At 75.9% G+C, this 22364-nt stretch carries 18 protein-coding genes; 7 read left to right on the forward strand and 11 right to left on the reverse strand.

What is annotated here, in order from left to right:
- Positions 1-19: 19 nt before the first annotated feature.
- From CLT72_RS19810 to dacB, 4 genes are all read right to left on the reverse strand, one after another.
- Complete coding sequence (locus tag CLT72_RS19810; RefSeq protein WP_101413072.1) at positions 20-1663, reverse strand: gamma-glutamyltransferase family protein; 1644 nt, start codon at positions 1661-1663, stop codon at positions 20-22.
- A gap of 171 nt (positions 1664-1834) precedes the next feature.
- Positions 1835-2827 (reverse strand): tRNA lysidine(34) synthetase TilS, encoded by a 993-nt coding sequence (gene tilS, locus CLT72_RS19815; RefSeq protein WP_101413073.1) that lies wholly within the window; start codon positions 2825-2827, stop codon positions 1835-1837.
- Between the two features lie 10 nt (positions 2828-2837).
- Positions 2838-3908, reverse strand: a complete 1071-nt coding sequence (locus tag CLT72_RS19820) for a zinc-dependent metalloprotease (RefSeq protein ID WP_089003074.1) — start codon at positions 3906-3908, stop codon at positions 2838-2840.
- A gap of 98 nt (positions 3909-4006) precedes the next feature.
- Complete coding sequence (dacB, locus tag CLT72_RS19825; RefSeq protein WP_250102179.1) at positions 4007-5425, reverse strand: D-alanyl-D-alanine carboxypeptidase/D-alanyl-D-alanine endopeptidase; 1419 nt, start codon at positions 5423-5425, stop codon at positions 4007-4009.
- Between the two features lie 579 nt (positions 5426-6004).
- Here dacB and CLT72_RS19830 point away from each other — a divergent pair.
- Positions 6005-6511 carry an inorganic diphosphatase gene (locus CLT72_RS19830; protein WP_101413075.1) on the forward strand — a complete coding sequence of 169 codons (507 nt, stop codon included), beginning with the start codon at positions 6005-6007 and terminating at the stop codon, positions 6509-6511.
- Between the two features lie 34 nt (positions 6512-6545).
- Here the strand turns inward: CLT72_RS19830 and eccD are convergent, their stop codons facing one another.
- Positions 6546-7946: a type VII secretion integral membrane protein EccD gene (eccD, locus tag CLT72_RS19835; protein WP_101413076.1), complete on the reverse strand. Its 1401-nt coding sequence runs from the start codon at positions 7944-7946 to the stop codon at positions 6546-6548.
- 101 nt (positions 7947-8047) lie between these two features.
- Here eccD and eccCa point away from each other — a divergent pair, with 101 nt between their 5' ends.
- The 3 genes from eccCa to CLT72_RS19850 all read left to right on the forward strand — a co-directional run bounded on the left by eccCa (position 8048) and on the right by CLT72_RS19850 (position 14362).
- Positions 8048-12013 (forward strand): type VII secretion protein EccCa, encoded by a 3966-nt coding sequence (eccCa, locus tag CLT72_RS19840; protein ID WP_101413077.1) that lies wholly within the window; start codon positions 8048-8050, stop codon positions 12011-12013.
- A 110-nt stretch (positions 12014-12123) separates the two neighbouring features.
- Entirely contained in the window at positions 12124-13530 is a 1407-nt protein-coding gene (mycP, locus tag CLT72_RS19845) for a type VII secretion-associated serine protease mycosin (protein WP_101413078.1), read from the forward strand.
- A 46-nt stretch (positions 13531-13576) separates the two neighbouring features.
- Positions 13577-14362 (forward strand): phosphatase PAP2 family protein, encoded by a 786-nt coding sequence (locus tag CLT72_RS19850; RefSeq protein WP_101413079.1) that lies wholly within the window; start codon positions 13577-13579, stop codon positions 14360-14362.
- A gap of 4 nt (positions 14363-14366) precedes the next feature.
- On the opposite strand, the gene CLT72_RS19855 is transcribed toward CLT72_RS19850, so the two are convergent.
- The 6 genes from CLT72_RS19855 to CLT72_RS19880 form a co-directional block, all read right to left on the reverse strand.
- Positions 14367-15545 carry a MarP family serine protease gene (locus CLT72_RS19855; protein WP_101413080.1) on the reverse strand — a complete coding sequence of 393 codons (1179 nt, stop codon included), beginning with the start codon at positions 15543-15545 and terminating at the stop codon, positions 14367-14369.
- 63 nt (positions 15546-15608) lie between these two features.
- Positions 15609-16301, reverse strand: coding sequence for an NUDIX hydrolase (locus tag CLT72_RS19860; RefSeq protein ID WP_101413081.1), 693 nt, complete (start codon positions 16299-16301; stop codon positions 15609-15611).
- On the reverse strand, positions 16298-16960 hold the full coding sequence (locus tag CLT72_RS19865; RefSeq protein ID WP_250102159.1) for a TlpA disulfide reductase family protein: 663 nt from the start codon (positions 16958-16960) through the stop codon (positions 16298-16300). The genes CLT72_RS19860 and CLT72_RS19865 overlap by 4 nt, the downstream gene beginning before the upstream one ends.
- A 55-nt stretch (positions 16961-17015) precedes the next feature.
- Positions 17016-17804, reverse strand: a complete 789-nt coding sequence (nth, locus tag CLT72_RS19870) for an endonuclease III (protein WP_199184608.1) — start codon at positions 17802-17804, stop codon at positions 17016-17018.
- A gap of 61 nt (positions 17805-17865) precedes the next feature.
- Complete coding sequence (locus tag CLT72_RS19875; protein ID WP_101413083.1) at positions 17866-19029, reverse strand: CapA family protein; 1164 nt, start codon at positions 19027-19029, stop codon at positions 17866-17868.
- Between the two features lie 56 nt (positions 19030-19085).
- Entirely contained in the window at positions 19086-19748 is a 663-nt protein-coding gene (locus tag CLT72_RS19880) for an adenosylcobinamide amidohydrolase (RefSeq protein ID WP_101413084.1), read from the reverse strand.
- Positions 19749-19965: 217 nt separating this feature from the next.
- Between CLT72_RS19880 and CLT72_RS19885 the strand changes: the two genes are divergently transcribed.
- The 3 genes from CLT72_RS19885 (at position 19966) to CLT72_RS19895 (ending at position 22325) form a co-directional block, all read left to right on the forward strand.
- Positions 19966-20643, forward strand: a complete 678-nt coding sequence (locus tag CLT72_RS19885) for a Crp/Fnr family transcriptional regulator (protein ID WP_089003062.1) — start codon at positions 19966-19968, stop codon at positions 20641-20643.
- 86 nt (positions 20644-20729) lie between these two features.
- Positions 20730-21473 carry a metallophosphoesterase family protein gene (locus tag CLT72_RS19890; protein ID WP_101413085.1) on the forward strand — a complete coding sequence of 248 codons (744 nt, stop codon included), beginning with the start codon at positions 20730-20732 and terminating at the stop codon, positions 21471-21473.
- Between the two features lie 249 nt (positions 21474-21722).
- Positions 21723-22325 (forward strand): TetR/AcrR family transcriptional regulator, encoded by a 603-nt coding sequence (locus tag CLT72_RS19895; protein WP_101413086.1) that lies wholly within the window; start codon positions 21723-21725, stop codon positions 22323-22325.
- Positions 22326-22364 lie beyond the last annotated feature (39 nt).

Below are 22364 nucleotides of genomic sequence, written 5' to 3' on the forward strand. Positions count from 1 at the left end.
GGGGCCGGCGGCCCGCCGGTCACCAGCCGAGCATTCCGCCGCCCACCCGGGGCTCCGAGCCGACCGCGTAGCCGCCGTCGGGCAGCCGCCAGATCGCCTGCCCGTGGCCGAAGACCGCCGGCTCCTCCGCGACGGCGATCTCGTGGCCCCGGGCCCGCAGCTCGGCGACGGCGGCGCGCCCCTCGGCGGTGGCGACCAGCTCCGGTTCGACCAGCAGCGAGCGGCCGGCGTGCCAGTACCAGCGCGGCGCGTCCAGCGCGGCCTGCGGGTCGAGCCCGCCGTCCAGGGTCGCCGAGACCAGCTGCACGTGCCCCTGCGGCTGCATGTGCCCGCCCATCACCCCAAACGGGCCCACGGGCCGCCCGTCACGGGTGAGGAAGCCCGGGATGATGGTGTGGTAGGGCCGCTTCGCCGGCCCCACCACGTTGGGGTGGGCCGGATCGAGGCGGAACCCCAGCCCCCGGTTCTGCAACGCGAAGCCGTGCCCGGGCAGCACCACGCGGGAGCCGAAGGCCAGGTAGGTCGACTGGATCAGGCTGACCATCATGCCGTCGGCGTCGGCGGTGCAGAGATAGACGGTGCCGCCGCGCTCCGGGTCGCCGGCCGTCGGCTCCCCGGCCCGCTCGGTGATCAGCGCGCGGCGGGCAGCCGCGTAGGCCGGCGAGAGCAGCGCCTCCGTCGGCACCGGCACCCGCTCCGGGTCGGCGACGTGGGCGTGCGCGTCGGCGAAGCCGAGTTTCGTCGCCTCGATCTGCCGGTGCAGCCGCTCGGCGAGCGGCAGCCCGGCCAGCTCCGCACCGTCCAGGATGTGCAGCGCCAGCAGCGCCGCCAGGCCCTGCCCGTTGGGCGGCAGCTCCCAGACCTCGTGGCCCCGGTAGCGGGCGGACACGGGGGTCACCCAGGTCGAGGCGTGCCGGGCCAGGTCGTCGCCGGTGAGCAGGCCGCCGGTGCGGGCCGCGTGCGCGGCCAGCGCCGCCGCGATCCCGCCCCGGTAGAAGTCCTCCGCCCCGGTCTCGGCGATCAGCCGCAGGGTCCGCGCCGCGTCCGGGTTGCGCCACCGCTCCCCCGCCCGGGGCGCCCGGCCACCGGGGGCGAACACCCGGTCGAACTCCGCGAACTCCGGGCCGCTCTGGTCGACCTGCGCGGCGAGCGCGCGGGACCAGATCGCCGACACCCCAGGGGAGACCGGGTGGCCGTGCTCGGCGTAGCCGATCGCGTCGGCGAAGAGGTCGGCGAAGGGCAGCGAGCCGAACCGGTCGTGCAGGTCGCGCCAGCCGGCCGGCGCGCCGGGCACGGTCACCGGCAGCCAGCCCCGGGCCGGCATCGCCGGGCCCGCCCGCTGCGCGCCGCCCAACGCGTCGACCGCGGCCGCACCGCGCCCCCCGGTCGCGGCGAGCACCCGCTCGCGGGTCAGGGCCGCCGGGGACCGGCCGGAGGCGTTGAGGCCGTGCAGCCGCTCGCCGTCCCAGACGATCGCGAACAGGTCGCCGCCGATGTCGTTGGACGGGGGCTGCACCACGGTCAGGGTGATCGCCGTGGCCAGGGCCGCGTCGACGGCGTTGCCGCCGCGTCGCAGCACGGCCAGGCCAGCCGCCGCGGCCAGCGGCTGGCTCGTCGCCACCGCGCCGTGCGGCGCGAAGAGCGGCTGTCGGGGGTACGCCATGCGCCATGTCTACCGCCTCCCGGCGGATCCCGCGGCCCCGGAACCGGGCCCCGTGCCCACGGGACCGGCTGCCGGGACCACGGGACCGGCTCCGGGGCGCCACGGGACCGGCTCCGGGGCGCCACGGGACCGGCTCCGGGGCGCCACGGGACCACCGTCCGGCGGAACGGATCAGCGGGGAACGATGGCGGCGAGCCGGCCGTCGCGGCGCAGCACCCGCAGCCCGCCCGGCAGGTGCGCCGCCCCCTGCCCGCGCCAGCCGGTCACCAGCGCGTCCAGGGCGGTCACGTGCCGGTGCGACAGAGCGGCGGGCGGGGCGCCCAGCTCCCGGGCCCAGGCGTGCAGCACCCGGCCGCGTACCGCCGGCGGCAGGTCGGCCAGCCCACGTACGGCGAGGCCGCCGTCCGGGTGGCGGACGTCGGCCAGCGCGGCGGCGGCCAACCCGTCGAGGACGGCGTTGTCCGCCGCCACCAGCCGGGCGGTCCGGGCCAGGTTGTCCAGCACCCCCGGCCCGAGGGCGCGGACCAGGGCGGGCAGCAGGTCGGCCCGGACCCGGGCCCGGGCGTACGAGGGGTCGGCGTTGTGCGGGTCCTCCCAGGGACTCAGCCCGAGCACCGCGCACGCCGTACGGGTCTGTTCCCGGCCGACCTCGAGCAGCGGGCGCAGCAGCGGCACCCCGTCGAGGTCCCGTCGGGCGGGCATCCCGGCGAGCCCGCGCGGGCCGGCGCCCCGGGCGAGCGCGAGCAGCACGGTCTCCGCCTGGTCGTCGCGGGTGTGCCCGGTGAGCAGGGCCGTCGCGCCGAGCCGGTGGGCCACCTCGGCGAGCGCCCGGTAGCGGGCCTCGCGGGCGGCCGCCTCGGGACCGCCCGGCCGGCCGGCCACCTCGACCCGCACCGACTCGACCGGCGCCAGGCCGACCTCGCGGGCCCACGTCGCCACCGCCGCGGCCCGCTGCGCCGACCCCTCCTGGAGCCCGTGGTCGATCGTCACCAGGCCGGCGGCGCGACCCGTGCGGGGCGCCACGAACGCGGTGGCGGCTGCCAGCGCGAGCGAGTCCGCACCGCCCGAGCAGGCGACCAGCACCGGTCCGCCGGGCGGCAGGTCGGCCAGGGCGCGGCGGACCGCGACCCGGATCGCGGCCACCGGCGGGGCGAGCGCGGCCACGGGCGTACGGTCAGCCGACGGTCGGCGCCGGGCCGACCGGGCCGTGCACCCGCGCCACCCAGGCGTCCGGGTCTCCCAACTCCTCCAGCCGGGGCAGGGTGAGCGGCGAGCCGAAGATCTTGTTGAAGCCCTCCATGCCGACCCGGTCGACGACGCCGTGCACGAACTTGCGGCCCTCGGCGTACTGGCGCATCTTGACCTCGATGCCGAGCAGCCGGCGGATGGCCTTCTCCAGTGGGTTGCCGGCCTCCCGGCGCCGGTTGAACGCCGCCCGGATCCGATCCACGCTCGGGACCACCTGCGGGCCGACGCCGTCCATGACGAACTCGGCGTGCCCCTCCAGCAGGGTCATCAGCGCGGTGAGCCGGTCCAGCACGGCCCGCTGCCCCGGGGTCTGGACGATGTCCAGCACGCTGGTGCGGCTCTCCGGGTCCTTCACGGCGTCCGAGAGCGTGGCGACGCCCCGGCGCAGCCGCTCCAGCAGGTGCTCGCCGCCGCTGGACGACGCGTCCACGAAGGCCTGCACCTCGCTGAGGAAGTACGCGCGCATCCACGGCACGGCCGTGAACTGGGTGCGGTGGGTCACCTCGTGCAGGCAGACCCAGAGCCGGAAGTCGCGCGGGTCGGCCCCGAGCTTGCGCTCCACCTCGACGATGTTCGGCGCGACCAGCAGCAACTGCCCCGGGTCGGCGGAGAAGACCTCGTACTGGCCGAGGACGCGGCCCGAGAGGTAGGCGAGCACGGTGCCGGCCTGCACGCCGGTGACCCGGGAGCCGATCGCCTCGGTCAGCGCGCCCGGCTGCTTGTCCTTGGTGAGCCGGCCGACCAGCGGGGTGATCACCTCGCGCAGCCCGGCGATGTTGGTGGCCGCCCAGTCCCGCCGGTCGACCACCCGCACGGGCGGGTGGGAGACCTGCGAACGCAGCCCCGTGTAGTCGGCGACGTGCCCGGCCGCCTCGTCGGTCAGCCGCCGCAGCTCAGCGACCACGTCGGTGGCCTCGGTGTACGACACCCGGGGGCCCGACTTGCTCAGCGCCCCCGCGGTCGCGGCGGCCAGATCCCAGTCCACGAACTGCGCCATGCACCCCACCGTACCCGCGCCGCGACACCCCGGCCCGGGCTCGCGCCCGGGATCGACGCCGGTCCCACGCCGACGCCCGCCCCAGCCCGCGCCGACGGTCAGCGGCAGCCGCAGCCGGCCAGTGCCGCGCCGATCCGGTCCAGCGCTCCCCGCGCGGCCGTCAGCCCGTCCGGCGGCACCGCGTCGGTGAGCACCGCGAAGGTGAGCAGTCGCCCGTCGCTCGTACTCACCAGGCCGGCGATGGCGTGCACCTTGGTCAACGTCCCGGTCTTGGCCCGGATCACCCCGGCGCCGGCCTTCGTCGCCGCCGTCCCGTACCGGTCGGCGAGGGTGCCGGACCAGTCGGCGACGGGCAGGCCGCCGAAGATCGCGGCCAGTTCGGGGCGGCTGCCGTCACCGGCGAGCGCGATCAGGTCGGTGAGCAGCGAGGGGCTGATCCGGTTGCTGCGCGACAGGCCGCTGCCGTCGGCGAGGGTCAGCTCGTCGGCCGGCAGGCCCAGCTCCGCGGCCACCGCGTCCATCGCCGCGCCCGCGCCGACGAAGGAGGCGGGCTGGTCGCGCGCCAGCGCGACCTGGCGGGCCAGCGCCTCGGCGACGATGTTGTCGCTGTCGCTGATCATGATGTCGACCAGCCGGACCATCGGCAGCGACTCCACCTTGCCCAGCTCGGCCCCGGGCCCAGGGGTGGCGGCGCCGGCGGCGGGGGCGGTGCCGCGCGCGACGGCGCTGGGCGGCACGCCGAGCAGCCGGGCGAAGGCCCGACCGGCGGCGAGGTCGGGCTGGGACACCCGCTCGGCCCAGTGGTTGCCGGCCGCCTCGTCCTTCTTCGCGCGCGTCACGTCGCTGCGGGCCCCGTCGGTCATCAGCGCCGTGATCGCGCCGCCGTAACCGCCGGTGGGGATGTCGTCGTCCCAGCCCGGCTCGAAGACCGGACCCGAGTAGAGCGACGAGTCGACCGTGACCTTCGTCGGCTTCGTGCCGCCGAGGGCGTCGCGCACCTGGGCGGCCAGGTCGTCCAGGCGGGCCGCGCCCGGGTAGAAGCCCTTCTTGTCGACCGCCAGCGTGGGGTCCCCGCCGCCGACGATCACCACCTCACCGGGGGCCGCGCCGGCCACCGCCCGGGTCGGGATGCGGTACGCCGGACCGCGCGCCGCGAGCACCGTGACCCCGGTGACGAGCTTGGTCACCGAGGCGGGCACCGTGCCGTCGTCCTCGCCCCGGCCGAAGAGCGGCTGACCGGTCGCCACGTCGGCCACCGACACGTGCACCCGGTCGCCGAGGGCGGGCACGCCCACGAGCGGGGCGAGCGCGGCGCGTACGCCCTCGGGGGTGGGCATCGGGGCGTTCGCGTCCGCGGCGGCCAGCACCGCCACGGGCGCCGGCTCCGCCGCCGGTGTGGCGGCTCCCGGGCCGGCGGGCTCGTCGCCCAGCCACTGCGCCACCGGTCCCGGGCGGAGCACGGCGATCCCGGCGGCGGCCAGGACCAGCACGAGCACCGCGGCCAGCAGTACGGGCACCCGCCGGCGACGGCGGGGGGTCGGCGCGGGCGGCTCCGGGGCGCCCGGGCCGGGCGGCCCGCCGGCCGGCCGGTTCGCGGCGGCGGCCCAGAGGTCCGCCGCCCCCGACGAGGGTCCCTGGCCCACGGGACCGGTCGCCGGGACGCCGGGACCGCCCGGGACGCCGGGACCAGCCGGGACGCCGGGACCAGCCGGGACGCCGGGACCAGCCGGGACGCCGGGACCAGCCGGGACGCCGGAGCCGGCGAGGACTCCGCTGTCCGGGGACGGGCCGGGCGTCAGGTCGGCGGGGCCGGGAGACGCGGGTGGGCGGGGAAGGTGGGCGTCGGGCACCGGGAACCGCCCGGCCGCGCCGCCGGAAGCAGATCGGCCGGTACCCCGTCCAGCATCGGCATCCGGACGGTAGTGTGAATCTTCCCTCCCCACGGCCCCCTCCTCGCCCCGCGAAAATCTGCTTGGGTGACACTACTTCGGTCCGAACACTATGCGGCGGCCGGAGCCCGCGGGTGGGCATTCATCCGTGGAGCGGCGTGCCGCTGGTTTCCGTTGGCCAGCGTGGGCAAACGAGGGAGCGTGCAGATGGATTTCGACGTGACGGTTGAGATCCCCAAGGGTCACCGCAACAAGTACGAGGTCGACCACGCGACCGGCCGGATCCGGCTGGACCGCACCCTCTTCACCTCCACGCAGTACCCGGCCGACTACGGCTTCATCGAGGGGACGCTGGGCGAGGACGGCGACCCGCTGGACGCGCTCGTGCTGGTCCCCGAGCCCACCTTCCCGGGCTGCCTGATCCGGTGCCGCACCATCGGCATGTTCCGGATGACGGACGAGAAGGGCGGCGACGACAAGGTCCTCTGCGTGCCCTACGAGGACCCGCGCCAGGAGCACCTGCGCGACATCCACCACCTCGGCGAGTTCGACCGGCTGGAGATCCAGCACTTCTTCGAGGTCTACAAGGACCTGGAGCCCGGCAAGTCGGTCGAGGGCGCCACGTGGGTGGGGCGGATCGAGGCCGAGGCGGAGATCGTGGCGTCGTACCGGCGCGCCAAGGAGGCCGAGGCGCGCGGCGAGTCCACGCACTGACCCGGCACAGACCACCGACGGGCCCGGGGGCCGCTCAGCCGAGCAGCCCCCGGGCCCGTTCGTACAGGTCGAGCACCGCGCAGGCGACGGGCACCACCGACACCACCAGGGCGGTGTCGGTCAGGTCCGCGATCCGGCCGACGTACGGGGAGACCGGGCGGCGGGCGTACGTGGTGCCGGCGACCACCGCCACGAGGGCCAGCGCCAGCCCGCCGACGACCAGCGCGAGGCGGCCCGCCGGACCGGACCCATCGACGAGCACGGCGCCCAGCACCGCGTAACCGGCGAGCCCGGCGGCGACGGTCGGCACCCGGTGGCGCAGCGACACGAACAGCCGGGAGCGCAGCAGCAGCACGGCCGCGGCCACCGCCACCAGCAGCCGGCCGGCCGTCCCGCCGGAGAGGCCCAGCACCACCGCGGCGGCGACCGCCAGCACCGCGTGCCCGAGCAGCATCCCGGTGAGCATCTCCTCGGTGCGGGCCACCGCCGCGTAGACCCGGTCCCGGTCGGGCAGGTCGCGGACCCGGTCGGCGCCACCCGGCTCGCCGGTGGGCAGGGTGATCGGGGGCAGCGGCACCTTGCCGAGCCGGATGGCCAGCAGCGGCACCGCCCCCACGGCGAAGACCAGCACGCAGAGCAGCACCGCCGCCGTGCCGGCCGGGTTGAGCAGCAGCCCGCCGAGGGCCGCCAGCGCGCCGGCAGCCCCGACGGCGGCGCCCGCCACGAAGACCCGCAGCCGGGTGGCGACGCCGACCAGCCCGAGCACCGACACCAGCAGCAGCGCCACCGAGCCGGCCAGCAGCTCGGGCGCGCCGATCCAGCGCAGCCCCGGCACCGGCCCGACCGGGTCGCCGGAGCTGACCGCGAGGGCGCCCGCCGCCGCCGCGTACGGCAGGGCGTAGCCGCCCAGGGTCGCGCCCGCCGACCCGTCGTCGTGGGCCCGGGACGCCACCACCCCGGCGAGGGTGAGCAGGAGCGCCACCACGGCGGCGGCCGGCCAGGCCGATTCGTGCGCCGGGCCGCCGGCCGTCACGGCGAGCAACCCGACGGCGAGCGGCACGGCGGCCCCGGCCAGGGCGGCGGCGCGGGTGGCGGCGGGTGACCACGCCCCGCCGCGCCGCCGGGCACCGTCGGCGATCGCCTCGACCACGTCGTCGTACTCCAGCTCGGGCCACTCGGCGCGGGCGGGCACGAGGTGCAGCACCTCGCCGTCGCGGACCCCCTGGGGCAGCAGCGCCTGCGCGGTGGCCAGGACGGCGCCGTCGGTGCGCCGCAGCACCCAGCCGCCGTGCCGTTCGCCGTCGTCGGCGAGCCCCTCGCCGGCGTGCCGCAGCACCTCGGGCAGCAGCTCGGCCAGGGGCACCTGCTCGGGCAGGGCGACGTCCACCCGCCGCTGAGGGGCGCTGATGGTGACCCGGGCCAGCCCGATCGTCATCGACTGATCTCCATCTCCGGCAGGGTTGGTGGCTGCGCGGACGACAGGACTTTACCTACCATGAGCCAGGCTCGGGTTACCGAGCGCTGTCAGGAGGTCGAGTGTCCACTGTCGTCATCAAGCGGCCACCCCGCCGACCGGCGCCGGAGATCCCGGTGGGTGAGCTGCCGGTGGACGCGCCGCCGGAGATCCCCGCCGTCGCCGGCGGACGCTGGCAGCAACTGCTCATGGTGCTGCCCATGCTCGGCGGCACCGTGGCGATGGCGATGATGTTCGGCCGTGGCGGGGGCGCCTACTCGTACGTGGTCGGCGGGATGTTCGGGCTCTCCTCGCTGGCCATGCTGGTGACCTCGTGGGGCAGCGCCTCCGGCACCCCGAAGAAGTCGGAGATGATGGCCGCCCGGCGGGACTACCTGCGGCACCTGACCGTGCTGCGGCGCCGGGTCCGGCAGACCGCCGGGCAGCAGCGCGCCGGGCTCTACTACCGGCACCCCGACCCGGGCCGGCTCTGGTCGACCGTCGACAGCCACCGGGTCTGGGAACGCCGCCCCACCGACCCGGACTTCGCGGTGGTCCGGGTCGCCGTCGGCCCGCAGACCCTCGCCACCCCGCTGGTCCCCCCGGTCACCCGCCCGCTGGAGGAGCTGGAACCGATGACCGCCGGCGCGCTGCGCCGGTTCCTGGACGCGTACGCCGTGGTGCCCGACCTGCCGGTGGCGCTGTCGCTGCGCAGCTTCGCCCGGGTCTTCGTACGCGACGCCGGCCCGGCCGGCGGCGACGGGCCCGCCGCCCAGGCGCTGGCCCGGGCGGTGCTCGCCCAGCTCGCGGTCTTCCACGCCCCGGACGAGCTGCTCGTCGCCGTCTGCGCCGGGCCGGAGCGGCGGGCCGCCTGGGAGTGGGTCAAGTGGCTGCCGCACGCCCACCACCCCACCCGCACCGACGCGCTCGGCCCGGTCCGGCTGGTCACCAGCGCGGGGACCGAGCTGGAGGGGCTGCTCGACGAGGTGCTGGCCAGCCGGTCCCGGTTCAGCCCCGCCGGCCCGGCCACCGACGGCCCGCACGTGGTGGTGGTGCTCGACGGGGGCGACCTGACGGGGGCCACCGACCTGACCGGCGACGGCGGCATCGACGCCGTCACGATCATCGACCTGGACACCCCGCCGCCGCGCCTGCTGGACCGGTTCGCGCTGCTGCTGGAGTTGCGCCGGGGTCGGCTGCACTCCCACTCGGCGGAGGGACACGCCGAGGTGGGTACGGCGGACCGGCTGGACCTCGTCGACGCGGAGGCCGTCGCCCGCCGGCTCGCCCCGCTGCGGCTGGCCACCGCGGCCCGCGGCCCGGCCGCCCCGCCCGGTGCCGAGCTGGGCCTGCCCGAGCTGCTCGGGCTCGGCGACCCGGAGAGCTTCACGGCCGAGCAGGGGTGGGCGCCCCGGTCCGCCCGCGAGCGGCTGCGGGTGCCCATCGGGGTGGGCACCGACGGCGGCGCCATCGAGCTGGACCTGAAGGAGTCGGCGCAGGACGGGATGGGGCCGCACGGCCTGCTGATCGGGGCGACCGGCTCCGGCAAGTCGGAACTGCTGCGCACCCTGGTGCTCGGGCTGGCCGCCACGCACAGCTCGGAGCAGCTCAACTTCGTACTGATCGACTTCAAGGGCGGCGCGACCTTCGCCTCCTTCGACCGGCTGCCGCACACCGCAGCGGTGATCACCAACCTGGCCGACGCGCTGCCGCTGGTCGACCGGATGGTCGACGCCATCAACGGGGAGCTGGTCCGCCGCCAGGAGCTGCTGCGCCGGGCCGGCAACTTCGCGAGCCTGCGCGACTACGAGCGGGCCCGGGCCGCTGGCACCCCGCTCGCCCCGCTGCCGTCGCTGCTGCTGATCTGCGACGAGTTCTCCGAGCTGCTCTCGGCCAAGCCCGACTTCATCGACCTGTTCGTGCAGATCGGCCGGCTGGGCCGGTCGCTCGGCGTGCACCTGCTGCTGGCCTCGCAGCGGCTGGAGGAGGGCCGGCTGCGGGGGCTGGACACCCACCTGTCGTACCGGATCGGGCTGCGGACCTTCTCGGCGCTGGAGTCCCGCACGGTGCTCGGGGTGCCGGACGCGCACGAGCTGCCCCGCTCCCCCGGCCACGGCTACCTGCGCTTCGGCACCGAGCCGCTGGTGCGGTTCAAGGCCGCGTACGTCTCGGGGGCGCTGCGCCGACGCGGCGCCGCACCGGGCGCGGGCGGCACCGGGGCCCCGCGCCTGCTCGCCTTCTCCACCCACCTCGTGCCCAAGCCGGAGCCGGTCGGGCCGCCCGCCCTGCCCGCCACCGCCGACGAGGGCGGCACGGAGAGCCTGCTGGAGCTGATGGTCGACCGGCTGGCCGGGCAGGGGCCGCCCGCCCACCAGGTCTGGCTCCCCCCGCTCGGCCGGGCACCGGCGCTGGACGAGCTGCTCGGTCCGGTCGGCGCCGACCCGGCGCGCGGTCTCACCTTCGGCAACCCGGAGCTGCACGGCGCGCTCCAGGTGCCGGTGGCGGTCGTCGACAAGCCCTTCGAGCAGCGCCGTGACCTGCTCTGGCTGGCGCTGGACGGCGCCGCCGGCCACGTCGCCGTGATCGGCGGCCCGCAGAGCGGCAAGTCGACCGCGCTGCGCACGCTGATCTGCGCCCTGGCGCTCACCCACACCCCGGCCGAGGTGCAGGTCTACTGCCTCGACTTCGGCGGCGGTGGGCTGGCCGCGCTGCGCGACCTGCCGCACGTCGGCGGGGTCGCCGGCCGCGCCGACCCGACGGCCGTGCGGCGTACGGTCGGCGAGATCGCGACGCTGCTGGTCGACCGGGAACGACGCTTCGCCGAGCTGGGCGTGGAGTCGATGGCGACGTGGCGGCAGCGGCGGGCCGCGTTGGCGGGCACCGACCAGCCCGGGGCCGACCCGTTCGGCGACGTGTTCCTGGTGGTGGACGGCTGGGCCACGCTGCGCGGCGAGTACGACGACCTGGAGCCGCTCATCACCGACCTCGCCACCCGGGGACTGTCGTACGGGGTGCACGTGGTGGCGACGGCGGTGCGCTGGCTGGACTTCCGGCCGGCGATCCGGGACCTCTTCGGCTCCCGGCTGGAGCTGCGCCTCGGCGACCCCGCCGACTCGCTGGTGGCCCGGCGGGCGGCGACGAACGTGCCGGAGAAGACCCCCGGCCGGGGCATCACGGCGGAGAGCCTGCACTTCCTCACCGCGCTGCCGCAGCTCGCCGCGTCCGGCGGGGACACGACGGACCTGGTCAAGCAGGCCGCCGGGAGCTGGACCGGCCCCGTCGCGCCCCCGGTGCGGCTGCTGCCGCCGGTGCTCCCGTACGCCGAGCTGGACCTGACCGCGACCACCGGCCTGGGCATCCCGGTGGGGATCGCCGAGGCGGACCTGCGCCCGGTGGTGCTGGACTTCGCCACCGAGCCGCACTTCGTGGTCTTCGGCGACGCCGAGTGCGGCAAGTCCTCGTTCCTGCGCGCGCTGGCCACCTCGATCATGACCCGGTCCACCCCCGAGCAGGCCCGGGTCATCCTGGTCGACTACCGCCGCAGCCTGGTGGACCTGACCGAGTCGGCGTCGCCGCACCTGATCGGGTACGGCTCCGCCGCGGCGCACACCACCGACCTGATCGAGTCGGCCGCCGGCTACATGGCGGGGCGGGTGCCGGGGCCCGACGTCACGCCCGCGCAGCTGCGGCAGCGGTCGTGGTGGTCCGGGCCGGAGCTGTTCGTGCTGGTCGACGACTACGACCTGGTCGCGAGCGGGCCGTCCAACCCGCTGCGGGCCCTGGAGGAGCACCTGCCGCACGCCCGGGACGTCGGGCTGCACCTGGTGCTCGCCCGCCGCTCGGGCGGTGCCGGCCGGGCCCAGTACGAGCCCCTCGTGCAACGCCTGCGCGAGCTGTCCACCTCGGGGCTGGTGATGGCGGGCAGCCCGGAGGAGGGGGCGCTGGTCGGCCCGGTCCGCCCCGGCCCGCTGCCCCCGGGGCGGGGCCGGCTGGTCACCCGGCGTGAGGGCGTACGCCTGGTCCAGCTGGCCCATCTGCCACCGCCGTGACCGGTGTCCCGGGAGCGTCCCGTGGGGCGGTCGTGACCAGTGTCCCGGGAACGCCCCGCGAGGCGGCGGAGAACCGGTAATCTCCGATCGTCATGTTTGCGTCGCGATGAATGCCTGAGGATGTGACGACCGTGCGGCACAGCTGTCCGCCAGCGGCTCGGCGGATCGCCGGACGTACGTTGCTCGGTCTGGCGGCCGCCGTCGTGTCGGTCGCGACTCCGGTGACGGCGGCCGGCGCCGCCCCTCGGCAGCCCGCCGCCCTACCCGTCCTCCACCAGCCGGCCGCCGTCGTTCCGGTGGCGTTCGCGGCGCCCGACGGCAGGAAGCGCCCGGACCAGGTCCGCGACGAGCAGTGGCAGCTCGACGTGTTGCGGGCGAAGACCGCCTGGCGCAGCTCGACCGGCAAGGGCGTCACCGTCGCGGTGGTCGACTCCGGCGTGGACGCCAGCCATCCCGACCTGGCCGGCCAGGTGCTGCCCGGCCTCGACCTGGTGGCGCCCCGGGGCGCGACCGGCAGTCCCGATCCGGTCGGCCACGGCACCACCGTGGCCGCGCTGATAGCCGGCCGCAACGACGACGAGCGGGGGGCCGTCGGCCTGGCGCCGGACGCCCGGATCCTCCCGGTGCGCGTCCTCGACGCCGAGAACCGCTACGACGACGCGCTGATCGTCGCCAAGGGCGTGCGCTGGGCCGTCGACAACGGCGCCCGCGTGATCAACCTGTCCCTCGGCGGCAGCGGCGACAGCCCCGCCCTGGCGGCCGCGCTCGACTACGCCTTCGTCCGGGACGTCGTCGTGGTCGCCTGCACCGGCAACCTGGGCGACGCGGCCAACGCGAAGGTCTGGTACCCGGCCCGCGAGCCGGGCGTCATCGCGGTGGCCGGTTCGGAGCGCGACAGCGACAACCTCTGGTCCGGTTCGATCACCGGGCGGGCCACCGTGCTGACCGCCCCCGCCACCGGCCTCGTCGGGGCCCGGCCGGGCGGCTACTGGCGGGTGCAGGGCACCAGCTTCGCGGCGCCGCTGGTCGCCGCCACCGCCGCGCTGGTGCGGGCCCGCTACCCCGAGATGCCCGCCGGCGACGTGGTCAACCGGCTGCTCACCACCGCCCGCGACATCGGCCCGACCGGCCGGGACGACCGCTTCGGGTACGGCATGGTCGACCCGGTCGCCGCGCTCGACGCCGAGGTGGGCCCGGTGGGCCGCAACCCGCTGGACGACCAGTCCTCCCCGGGCGTGGTCGGGTTCGGGCCGGCTCCGGGGGCGGCGCGGCCCGACGTCGCGGGGGTCGGCGGCGACCCGCGTGGCTTCACCGTGCCGCGCCAGCAGTCCCGGTGGGCGGCGCAGCCGGCGGGTACGCAGGAGGAGACCACGCCGGAGCAGCTCTGGACCGGGGCCGCGTTCTTCGTCGCCCTACTGACCGGGGCGGCGCTGATGGTGCGCCGGTTCCGCCAGTGGACTCCGCTGGCCTCGCACCGGCGCGCCGCCGCGACATGGCGCCGCCCGCCGCCAGGCTGAGCCGCTACGGGTCTGACCGGGCCGCGTCGCGGGTAGGACGGATGTCATGAGCCCGTCCGGCCCGCGTACCCTCGTCGCCCCGCCGCGTTCCTCGTGGCGTGACCGCCGCCTGCACCCGGACCACGCGCGGGGCCTGCGGCTGACCCTCGCCGCGACCGCCGCGTTCCTGGTGGCGGTGCCGTTCACGCTGCTGGCGTTCCTGGTGCTGGGAGACTGGCCCCCGCTGCGCCGGCTCGACACGGCGGTCACCGACGCGCTGGCCGGCCCCGCCGCCGACCATCCGGCGTGGGTACGCCTGATGGCCCTGGTCACCGACGTGTTCGCCCCGATGCCGCTGCGCGTGGCGGCCCTGGTCCTGGTGCTCTGGCTGCTCCACCGCCAGGCCCGGCAGTTGGCCGTCTGGGTGGCCGTCACCATGGCGGTCGGCGGCCTGCTCGGCCCGCTGCTCAAGCTGCTCGTCGGTCGGCCCCGGCCGGATCTGCCCGATCCGGTGGCCGAGGCGCCCGGCCTGGCCTTCCCGTCCGGGCACGCGCTCAACGCCACCCTCGCCGCCGGGGTGCTGCTGGTGGTGTTCCTCCCGCGCGTACGGCCGGCGGCGCGCCCGGTGGTGTGGACGGCCGCCCTGCTGCTGGCCCTGGTGACCGGGTTCAGCCGGGTGGCCCTCGGCGTGCACTGGACCAGCGACGTGCTGGCAGGCTGGCTGCTCGGCGCGGCCGTGGTGGCCGCGACGGCCGCCGCCCTCACCGTCTGGCGGGCCGCCCCACCCGGCCGCCCCGCGCCGCCGTCGGGCCAGAGGCCGCTGGCGGGTCACGGGCCGGCGGCGGGAGCCTGACCGATCAGGTGCATTCGCCGGTGCCGACGGCCCGGGTGCGCTCGGCGCCGGCGAGGGCGACGGGACGGGCCTCGGCGGCCGTCACCGCGAAGCCGGTGTTCGGGTCGTCGGCCGCCGCCGCGAAGATCACCCCGAGCACCAGCCCGTTCGAGGAGACCAGCGGGCCGCCCGAGTTGCCGCTCTGCACGAGCGCCCGGATCGTGTAGACCTCCCGGGTCACGTTGCCGGCGGAGTAGATGTCCGGCCCGGTGATCCGGTCGACGTCCCGGATCCGCGCCGACTGCGCGTTGTACGGGCCGTCGAGCGGGAAGCCCAGCACGATCGCGTCCGCGCCGCTGCCCGCGTTGCCGGCGGCGAAGCGCATCGACGGGCCGGGCAGGCCGGGCACGTGCAGCACGGCCAGGTCCCGGTCGGGGTCGTAGACGACCACCTTGCTGTCGTACCGGTCGCCGTTCAGCTCCACGACCGTGGACCGGGTGCCGGCGACGACGTGGGCGTTGGTCATCACCCGGTCGTCGGCGTAGACGAAGCCGGAGCCCTCGATCCGGCGCGAACAGCTCGGGGCCGAGCCGAGCACCTTGACCACCGATCGCTGGCTGTTGACGACCACCTGGGAGCCGGCGAGCGCCGGGTCGGGCGGCGACACCTGCCGGGCCCGGGTGGGTGCCAGGTCGCCGAAGACGTCGGGGAAGCCGTTGGTGTCGACGGTGTCGCGCAGCGCCGTGGAGAGTTGCTGCGCCTCATCGGGCAGGACCCGGTCGACCACCGTGAGCAGCGCGCTGTTGCGCACCGAGGAGGCCAACCAGGGCAGCGACGACGAGCCGAGCGGCACCGCGACGAGCCAGGCGACCAGCAGGACGGCGAAGAGCGAGACGAACGCCCCGCCGACGTCGTCGACCCGCTTGCCGACGTCGCTGGTGATCGTCTTGCGCAGGTGCGAGCCGAGCCAGCCGGCGAGCGCCTGCCCGACCACCGCCAGCCCGAAGATCGCCACCAGCGACACCAGCACCCGGGTGCCGCTGTCGACGAACTGCCGGGCCAGCAACGGCCCCAGCTGGAGACCCACGAGCGCGCCCAGGAAGAAGCCGGAGAACGACAGCACCCCGATGACGAAGCCCTGGCGGTATCCGCTGATCGCGAACACGAGCATGAGCAGCAGCAGTACGAGATCCACGGCGGACACGCGTCAAGCGTACGGGCACCGGGCCCGCGAGATGACCATCGCTTGCCGAAGGTGACCGTCCGGTCAGCGCACCGGCGTCTCGTCCACCGCGTCGGTGCCGGCGGAGGGCGCCGGAGCCTCCCCGGTCGGCGGCAGGTCCACGACCCGGTCGCGCGGCCACGGCCGGGCCCAGCCGCCCATCTCCAGCAGGGTGGCCAGCACCCCGCCGGTGAAGCCCCAGACCAGCATCCCGCGCGCCGAGAAGGCGGGGCCGATCCAGCCGCTCGGGTGACGGACCCGCATCCGGTTCGCGGGGTCGACCAGCTCGGTGACCGGCAGCCGGGCCACGTGCGCCACCTCGGCCGGCTCCCGGGGATGCACCGGGTGCGGGGCGTGCCACCAGGCGAGCACCGGGGTGACCACGAAGTCGCTGACCGGGATCCAGAGCTTCGGCAGCTCGGTCAGGACGGTGACGCTGGCCGGGTCGAGGCCGACCTCCTCGTTCGCCTCGCGCAGCGCGGTGGCCCGGGCGTCGACGTCCTCCGGGTCGGCCGCGCCGCCGGGGAAGGCCGGCTGACCGGCGTGGTTGCGCAGGGTGGCCGCCCGCTGGAGGACCAGCACGTCGGGGCCGGCGCCGGGCTCCTCGCCGAGCAGCACCAGCACGGCGCTCTCCCGCCCCCCGCTCTCCGGGGTGACCAGTCGGGTGAAGTCCTCGCTGCGCGCGCTGCCGAGCCGGGCCAGCAGCGGGTCGAACCAGCCCGGGGGCCGCCGGCTCACGCCGGCACCGTCACGCCGAGGTGCTGGCGGACCAGCTCCGCCAGCCGGGCGTCGTCGAGGGCGCCCGTGGAGTCGACGTGCCGTACGCGGCCCTGCCCGTCGACGAAGACGGTCAGGGGGATGGCCTTGCGGTTCAGCTCCCGCTTCAGGCCCTCGCCCTGGTCGACCAGCACCGGGAAGCGGATGCCGAAGTCCTCGCCGATGGCCTGGGCCGCCTCGCGGCCGTCCTGGTTGTTGACCCCGACCACCCGGAGCTGGTCGGCGGCCCGCTCGCTGAGCCGCTGGAAGGCGGGCAGTTCCTTGCGGCAGGGCGGGCACCAGGACGCCCAGACGTTGATCACGGCCGGGCCGCGCAGGTCGCGCAGGGCGACCGGGGCGCCGCCGGTGAAGCAGTTCAGGGTCAGCTCGGGCAGCGTCTGCCCCCCGCCGCCGGACGGCGACGCCGGCGGGGCGGAGGCGGGCGGCGTGCCGAGGGCGGAGCAGTCCTGGAAGGGCGACGGGCGACTCGCGGCGGCTTTCTGCCGCTCGGAGGGGCCCGGGTCCTTCTCCTCGGTGCCGGCGGTGCACCCGGCGGCGGCCAACAGCACGGGTACGAGCAGGGCGACGAGCCGGCGGCGCGACTGCCGGGCCCGCGACACCGGCTCACTCTTCACGCTCACGGCGATACCTCGGTTCGCGACTGCGGGGCTCGCAAGACCGGCTCACTCCTCGCGCTCACGGTGCCTCCGCCACGACGGCCTGGACCGGCACCAGCTCCGGGTCGACCCCGGCCGCCACCGCCAGGTCCCGGGCCCGGGGGCCCTTGAGCAGCTTCGCGGCCGCCGCCGGCTCGGTCGGCCCGGTGCCGTACGACGGGCACAGCTTCACCAGCGTGCACGCGCCGCAGGCCGGCTTGCGGGCGTGGCAGACCCGCCGGCCGTGGAAGATGATCCGGTGCGACAGCATGGTCCAGTCGCGCCGGGGAAAGAGCGCCCCGATCGCGTGCTCGATCTTGACGGGGTCGGTCTCGGCGGTCAGCCGCCAGCGCTGCACCAGCCGCTGGAAGTGCGTGTCGACGGTGATCCCGGGGACGTCGAAGGCGTTGCCGAGGATGACGTTGGCGGTCTTGCGGCCGATGCCGGGCAGCTCGACCAGGTCGGCGAGCCTGCCGGGGACCTGGCCGCCGTGCCGCTCCACGAGGGCCTGACCGAGCTTCATCAACGAGTCGGTCTTGTTGCGGTAGAAGCCGGTCGGCCGGATCAGCTCCTCCAGCTCCGCCCTGTCCGCGCCCGCGTAGTCGGCGGCGCTCGGGTAGCGGGCGAAGAGCTTCGGGGTGACCTCGTTGACCTTCTTGTCCGTGCACTGGGCGGAGAGGATCGTCGCGACGGCCAGCTCCAGCGGGTTGGAGTGGTCCAGTTCACAGTGCGCGTCGGGATGGGTGTCGGTCAGCATCCGGCCGATCCGCCGGGCGCGACGGGTGCGCCCGAGGTCGGTCTCGGTGAAGCCGGAGGAACTCGTGGTCACGCCGGCCAGCCTACGTCGCCCGGCCGACGCTCGGCCGGGGCCACGCGCCGTACCGGCCCGGTCAGCCGCCCTGCGGCGCGCTGATCGCGCCCGCGTCGTCGAAGCGGGCGCCGGTCTCCGGGAAGTCGCTCTTGGTGAGCTGCTTCAGCAGGCCCAGCCCGCGGTCGTCCTTGTCCATGGTCGGCTTGCCGATGGAGTTCATGTACGTCGAGACGAACGAGCCGCCGGCCCAACTGCCGTCCGGGTTCAGCGACACCTTCAGCACCCCGCCCCAGCCGAGCCGGCCGGCGTTGCTCAGCGAGTTGCCCCCGCCGGCGAAGTTGCCCAGGCTGTACGCGATCAGCCGGCCCTTGTAGAACTCCATGCCGCGCAGCACGTGCGGCCCGTGCCCGACGATCAGGTCCGCCCCGGCGTCGATCATCGCCTTGGAGAACTTGACCGGGTCGCCCCGGTTCTCGCCGAGGAACATCTCGGTGCCCGGCTTGACCCGGGTCTTCTCGGAGCCCTCGCCGCCCATGTGCACCTGCACGACGACGATGTCGGCCATCCCGGTCGCCTTGGTGATCACCTTCTTCGCGGCGGCGATGTCGGTGAGGCTGTTCGACCAGACGTACGACGAGAAGCCGGCGACCGCGACCTTGACCCCCTTGACGTCGACGACGGTGATCTGGTCGGGCGCCCCGGTGTGCGCCAGGTCGTACTTCTCCAGCGCCTTCTGGGTGTTCTCGTAGCCCTTCGGGCCGAAGTCGTAGCCGTGGTTGTTGGCCTGGTTGAGCAGGTCGAAGCCCGCGTCGCGCAGGTGTGCGGCGTACTCGGGCGGGGCCCGGAACTGGAAGCAGCGGGTCGAGTTCGGCCCGCACTTGCCGGTGCCGGTGTCGACGGTGAGCGGCTCCTCCAGGTTGCCCATCACCAGGTCGGCCGCGAGCGCCTTCTCGACCGAGTCGAAGAAGCCCTTCCCGCCGTTGGGGGGCAGCCGGTTCGGCGCGTTGCCCATGATGATGTCGCCGGTCGCGGAGAGCGAGATGGCCTGCTCGGCGGGCTGGGCGGAGCGGGTGGGCTCGCCCGAGCGGACCGGGGCGCCGGAGTTGCCGCCCCCCGCGCCGGGCTGCCAGACCGCGTCGGACCCGGAACCGGGCCCTCCGCAGCCGGCGACGAGCAGGACGGCGAGCAGCGCGCCGAGGCCGAGTGCGGCGCGGCGGCGCGGTGGGGAGGCGGCAGCGTACATCGAGCGCGACCTTATCGGGCTTGCAACGCCGAGACGAGAGCCGATCGGACGGAGTCTCAGCCCACCGGTCGGTCCGACCACGGGACCACGGTGCCGGCCCCGCCGGCCGTGACGGCGGCGTGCACGGCCCGGGCCAGCGGGGCGCCCCAGGTCGAACGCGGCCCGCCGTACGCCGACTCGGGGCCGTCGACGGGGCACAGCACGGTGACGGCGTCCGTCGGGGTGCCGGTGCCCGGCACGCCCAGCTCCGCGATCGCCTGCGCCTTCGCCTCGGTGGCCGTGGCGACGGCGTTGACCAGGGCGGCGTCGCCGAGCCGGGCCGGGACGTACGCCACGACGTTGACGGTGCCGACCCGCTGCCCCGGTGCCGCCGGGGCGGGTGCCGCCGCCCAGACCGGGGTGCCCAGGCCGACCGTGGCCCAGATCCGCACGCCGGTGTCCGTCCGGGCGACGACCTCTGCGACGTCCACCCCGGTCAACAGGCCCACCCCGGGCCCGTCGAGGCCGAGCCGGTCGGCCAGTTCGGCCAGGTGGTCGGCGGGGTCGTCCCGGTCGTACGACATGGGCACGGTCGCGTTGACGACCCAGTGCCGGACGCCGATCCCGCCGCCCAGCGGCGCGGAGCTGACCGCGTGCAGCGGGCCGTCGGCGCGCCACACGAGCAGCGGGACGTCCCGACCGTCCTCCGGGCGGGCGGTCAGCACGGGTTCACTCAGCACGTGGTGACCCTACGACCCGGGTGTCGGGGGCCGCCCCGGTGCCCGGGCGGGCGCGCGATCCTACTGCTTGATCAGGGCCGGCAGGTTACGCCCAACGATCAAGATTCCAGGGGTGCACCTCTGATTGCTGCTCACGTGCGCCTAGACTGGCGACGCGCGAGGGATCAGCGGACGGCGGACCCGGCCGACGGACGGCACGCGCAGGCGGAGGTGCGCGATGGACGAGGTACTGGCTCGCAGCGGGATCTTCCAGGGCGTCGACCCGGAGGCTGCCGAGGCACTCGCCAAGGAGATGGAGACGCTCGAGGTCCGCAAGGGCGAGATCGTCTTCAACGAGGGCGAACCCGGCGACAGTCTCTACATCCTGCTGTCCGGCAAGATCAAGGTGGGTCGGCGCGCTGCCGACGGCCGGCAGAACCTGATCGCGGTGATGGGCCCGTCGGACATGGTGGGCGAGCTGTCGCTCTTCGACCCCGGCCCGCGTACGGCGACGGCCACGGCGGTCACCGACACCCGCCTGGTGCGGCTGCGCAAGCAGGCCCTGCGCCCGTGGCTGAACAACCGCCCGGAGATCGCCGAGCAGCTGCTGCGGGTGCTCGCCCGCCGGCTCCGGCGCACGAACGACTCCCTGGCCGACCTGATCTTCACCGACGTGCCCGGTCGCGTCGCCAAGAACCTGCTCCAGATGGCCGGCCGCTTCGGCACCCGCGACGGCGGCGTGCTGCGGGTGACCCACGACCTCACCCAGGAGGAGATCGCCCAGCTCGTCGGCGCCTCCCGGGAGACCGTCAACAAGGCGCTGGCCGACTTCGCCTCGCGCGGGTGGCTGCGGCTGGACGGCAAGAGCATCATCATCCTCGACCCGGAGCGACTGGCCCGCCGCGCCCGCGTCTGACGCACCCGGCCGGGCGGCCCCGGGGCCCTGTCTGCCCGGGGCAGAATCGCTGGACACCGTGCCCGCCCGGCGGGCACGGTGGATCGATGCTGGACCGGGTGGCCGTTCTCTCCGACATCCACGGTGCGCTGCCGGCGTTGGAGGCCGTGCTGGCCGAGCCGGACGTCGCCGCCGCCGACCTGATCGTGCTCACCGGCGACATGGCGGCCGGTCCGCAGCCGGTCGAGGTGCTGGACGTGCTCGCCGGGCTGGGCGACCGGGCCCGCTGGGTACGGGGCAACGCGGACCGCGAGCTGGTGCAGGCGCGGGCCGGCCGCCCCTCCCCGATCGACGTCTCCAACTGGGCGGCGGAGCAGCTCCGCGACGACCAGGTGGCCCGGTTGGCGGCGCTGCCGCTGACGGTCACCCTGGAGGTCGCCGGCCTCGGCCCGGTGCTGTTCTGCCACGCCACCCCGCGCGACGACGAGGAGGTCGTGCTCGTCGACTCCCGGATGGAACGCTGGGCGGAGGTGCTCGCCGACGTCCCGGCCGAGGTGGGCACGGTCGTCTGCGGGCACACCCACATGCCGTTCACCCGGCTGGCCGACCGGCGGCTGGTCGTCAATCCGGGCAGCATCGGGATGCCCTACGGCGGTCCCGGCGCCTTCTGGGCGCTCCTCGGGCCCGGGGTGGACCTGCGGCGCACCTCCTTCGACGTGGACGCCGCCTGCGCCCGGGTGACGGCCGAGTCGGGCTTCCCCGACGCCGCCGAGTGGGCGGACGAGTACCTGCGCTCCCGACACAGCGACGCCACGGCCCTCGCGGTGTTCGCCCCGCGCGACGGCCGCTGAGCGTTACCGACGGGACGGGCCCCGCATCCCACCGAGCCCGGACCGGACCGGGGTCGAGGCCCCGTCGCTGTCCGGCAGCGGGCCGGGCTCTCCGGGCGAGCCGGTGGCCCCGCCGGCCCGTGCCCCATCCGTGGGGGCAGCTCGACAGCGCCCGAACACCTGGTCACCGACCCTGGCCGGCAGGCGTCAGTCCGGTGGCAAGAAAAAGTCAGTCTTGACTGTTTGTTTCCGGGGCGGCACGCTGTCCCCGTGCCCGCATCGACCCGCGTCCCTCAGCAGGAACGCAGCCGCGCCACCCAGGCCCGGCTGCTGGAGGCGACCGTCGACTGCCTGGTCGAGCACGGCTGGTCCGGCACCACCACCACCGTCGTCGCGGCCCGGGCCGGCGTCTCGCGCGGCGCCCAGCTGCACCACTACCCCACCAAGGCCGCGCTGGTCACCGCCGCCGTCGCCCACCTCGCGGAGCGTCGGGCGGAGGAGCTGCGCACCGAGGCCGAGGCGCTGCCGCCCGGCCCCCAGCGGCTCGACCTGGTGATCGACCTGCTCGGCGCGGCGTTCACCGGCCCGCTCTTCGTCGCGGCCCTCGAACTCTGGGTCGCCGCCCGCACCGACCGGGAGCTGCGCGAAGCCCTGGTGCCGCTGGAGGCCCGGGTGGGCCGCGAGATGCACCGGCTCACCGTCGCGCTGCTCGACGTCGACGAGCGCCGCCCGGGCGTACGCGAGGCGGTGCAGGCGACCCTCGACCTGCTCCGTGGGCTCGGCGTGGCCAACCTGCTCAACGACGACTCGTCCCGCCGCGCCGCCCTGCTGCACACCTGGAAGCGCCAGCTCGCCACCCTGCTCACCCCCTGACCGCCCGCCCTGACCGGCCCGCCCAGCCCCCGGAGGCAC

The organism is Micromonospora sp. CNZ309, assembly GCF_002846525.1.

Excerpts from the sequence above, each read along its gene's own strand:
- CLT72_RS19875 (WP_101413083.1), bottom strand. The coding sequence starts at position 19,029 with ATGTACGCTGCCGCCTCCCCACCGCGCCGCCGCGCCGCACTCGGCCTC.
- CLT72_RS19810 (WP_101413072.1), bottom strand. The coding sequence starts at position 1,663 with ATGGCGTACCCCCGACAGCCGCTCTTCGCGCCGCACGGCGCGGTGGCG.
- CLT72_RS19820 (WP_089003074.1), bottom strand. The coding sequence starts at position 3,908 with ATGGCGCAGTTCGTGGACTGGGATCTGGCCGCCGCGACCGCGGGGGCG.
- eccD (WP_101413076.1), bottom strand. The coding sequence starts at position 7,946 with ATGACGATCGGGCTGGCCCGGGTCACCATCAGCGCCCCTCAGCGGCGG.
- CLT72_RS19890 (WP_101413085.1), top strand. The coding sequence starts at position 20,730 with ATGCTGGACCGGGTGGCCGTTCTCTCCGACATCCACGGTGCGCTGCCG.
- mycP (WP_101413078.1), top strand. The coding sequence starts at position 12,124 with ATGCCTGAGGATGTGACGACCGTGCGGCACAGCTGTCCGCCAGCGGCT.
- CLT72_RS19885 (WP_089003062.1), top strand. The coding sequence starts at position 19,966 with ATGGACGAGGTACTGGCTCGCAGCGGGATCTTCCAGGGCGTCGACCCG.
- CLT72_RS19830 (WP_101413075.1), top strand. The coding sequence starts at position 6,005 with ATGGATTTCGACGTGACGGTTGAGATCCCCAAGGGTCACCGCAACAAG.
- CLT72_RS19850 (WP_101413079.1), top strand. The coding sequence starts at position 13,577 with ATGAGCCCGTCCGGCCCGCGTACCCTCGTCGCCCCGCCGCGTTCCTCG.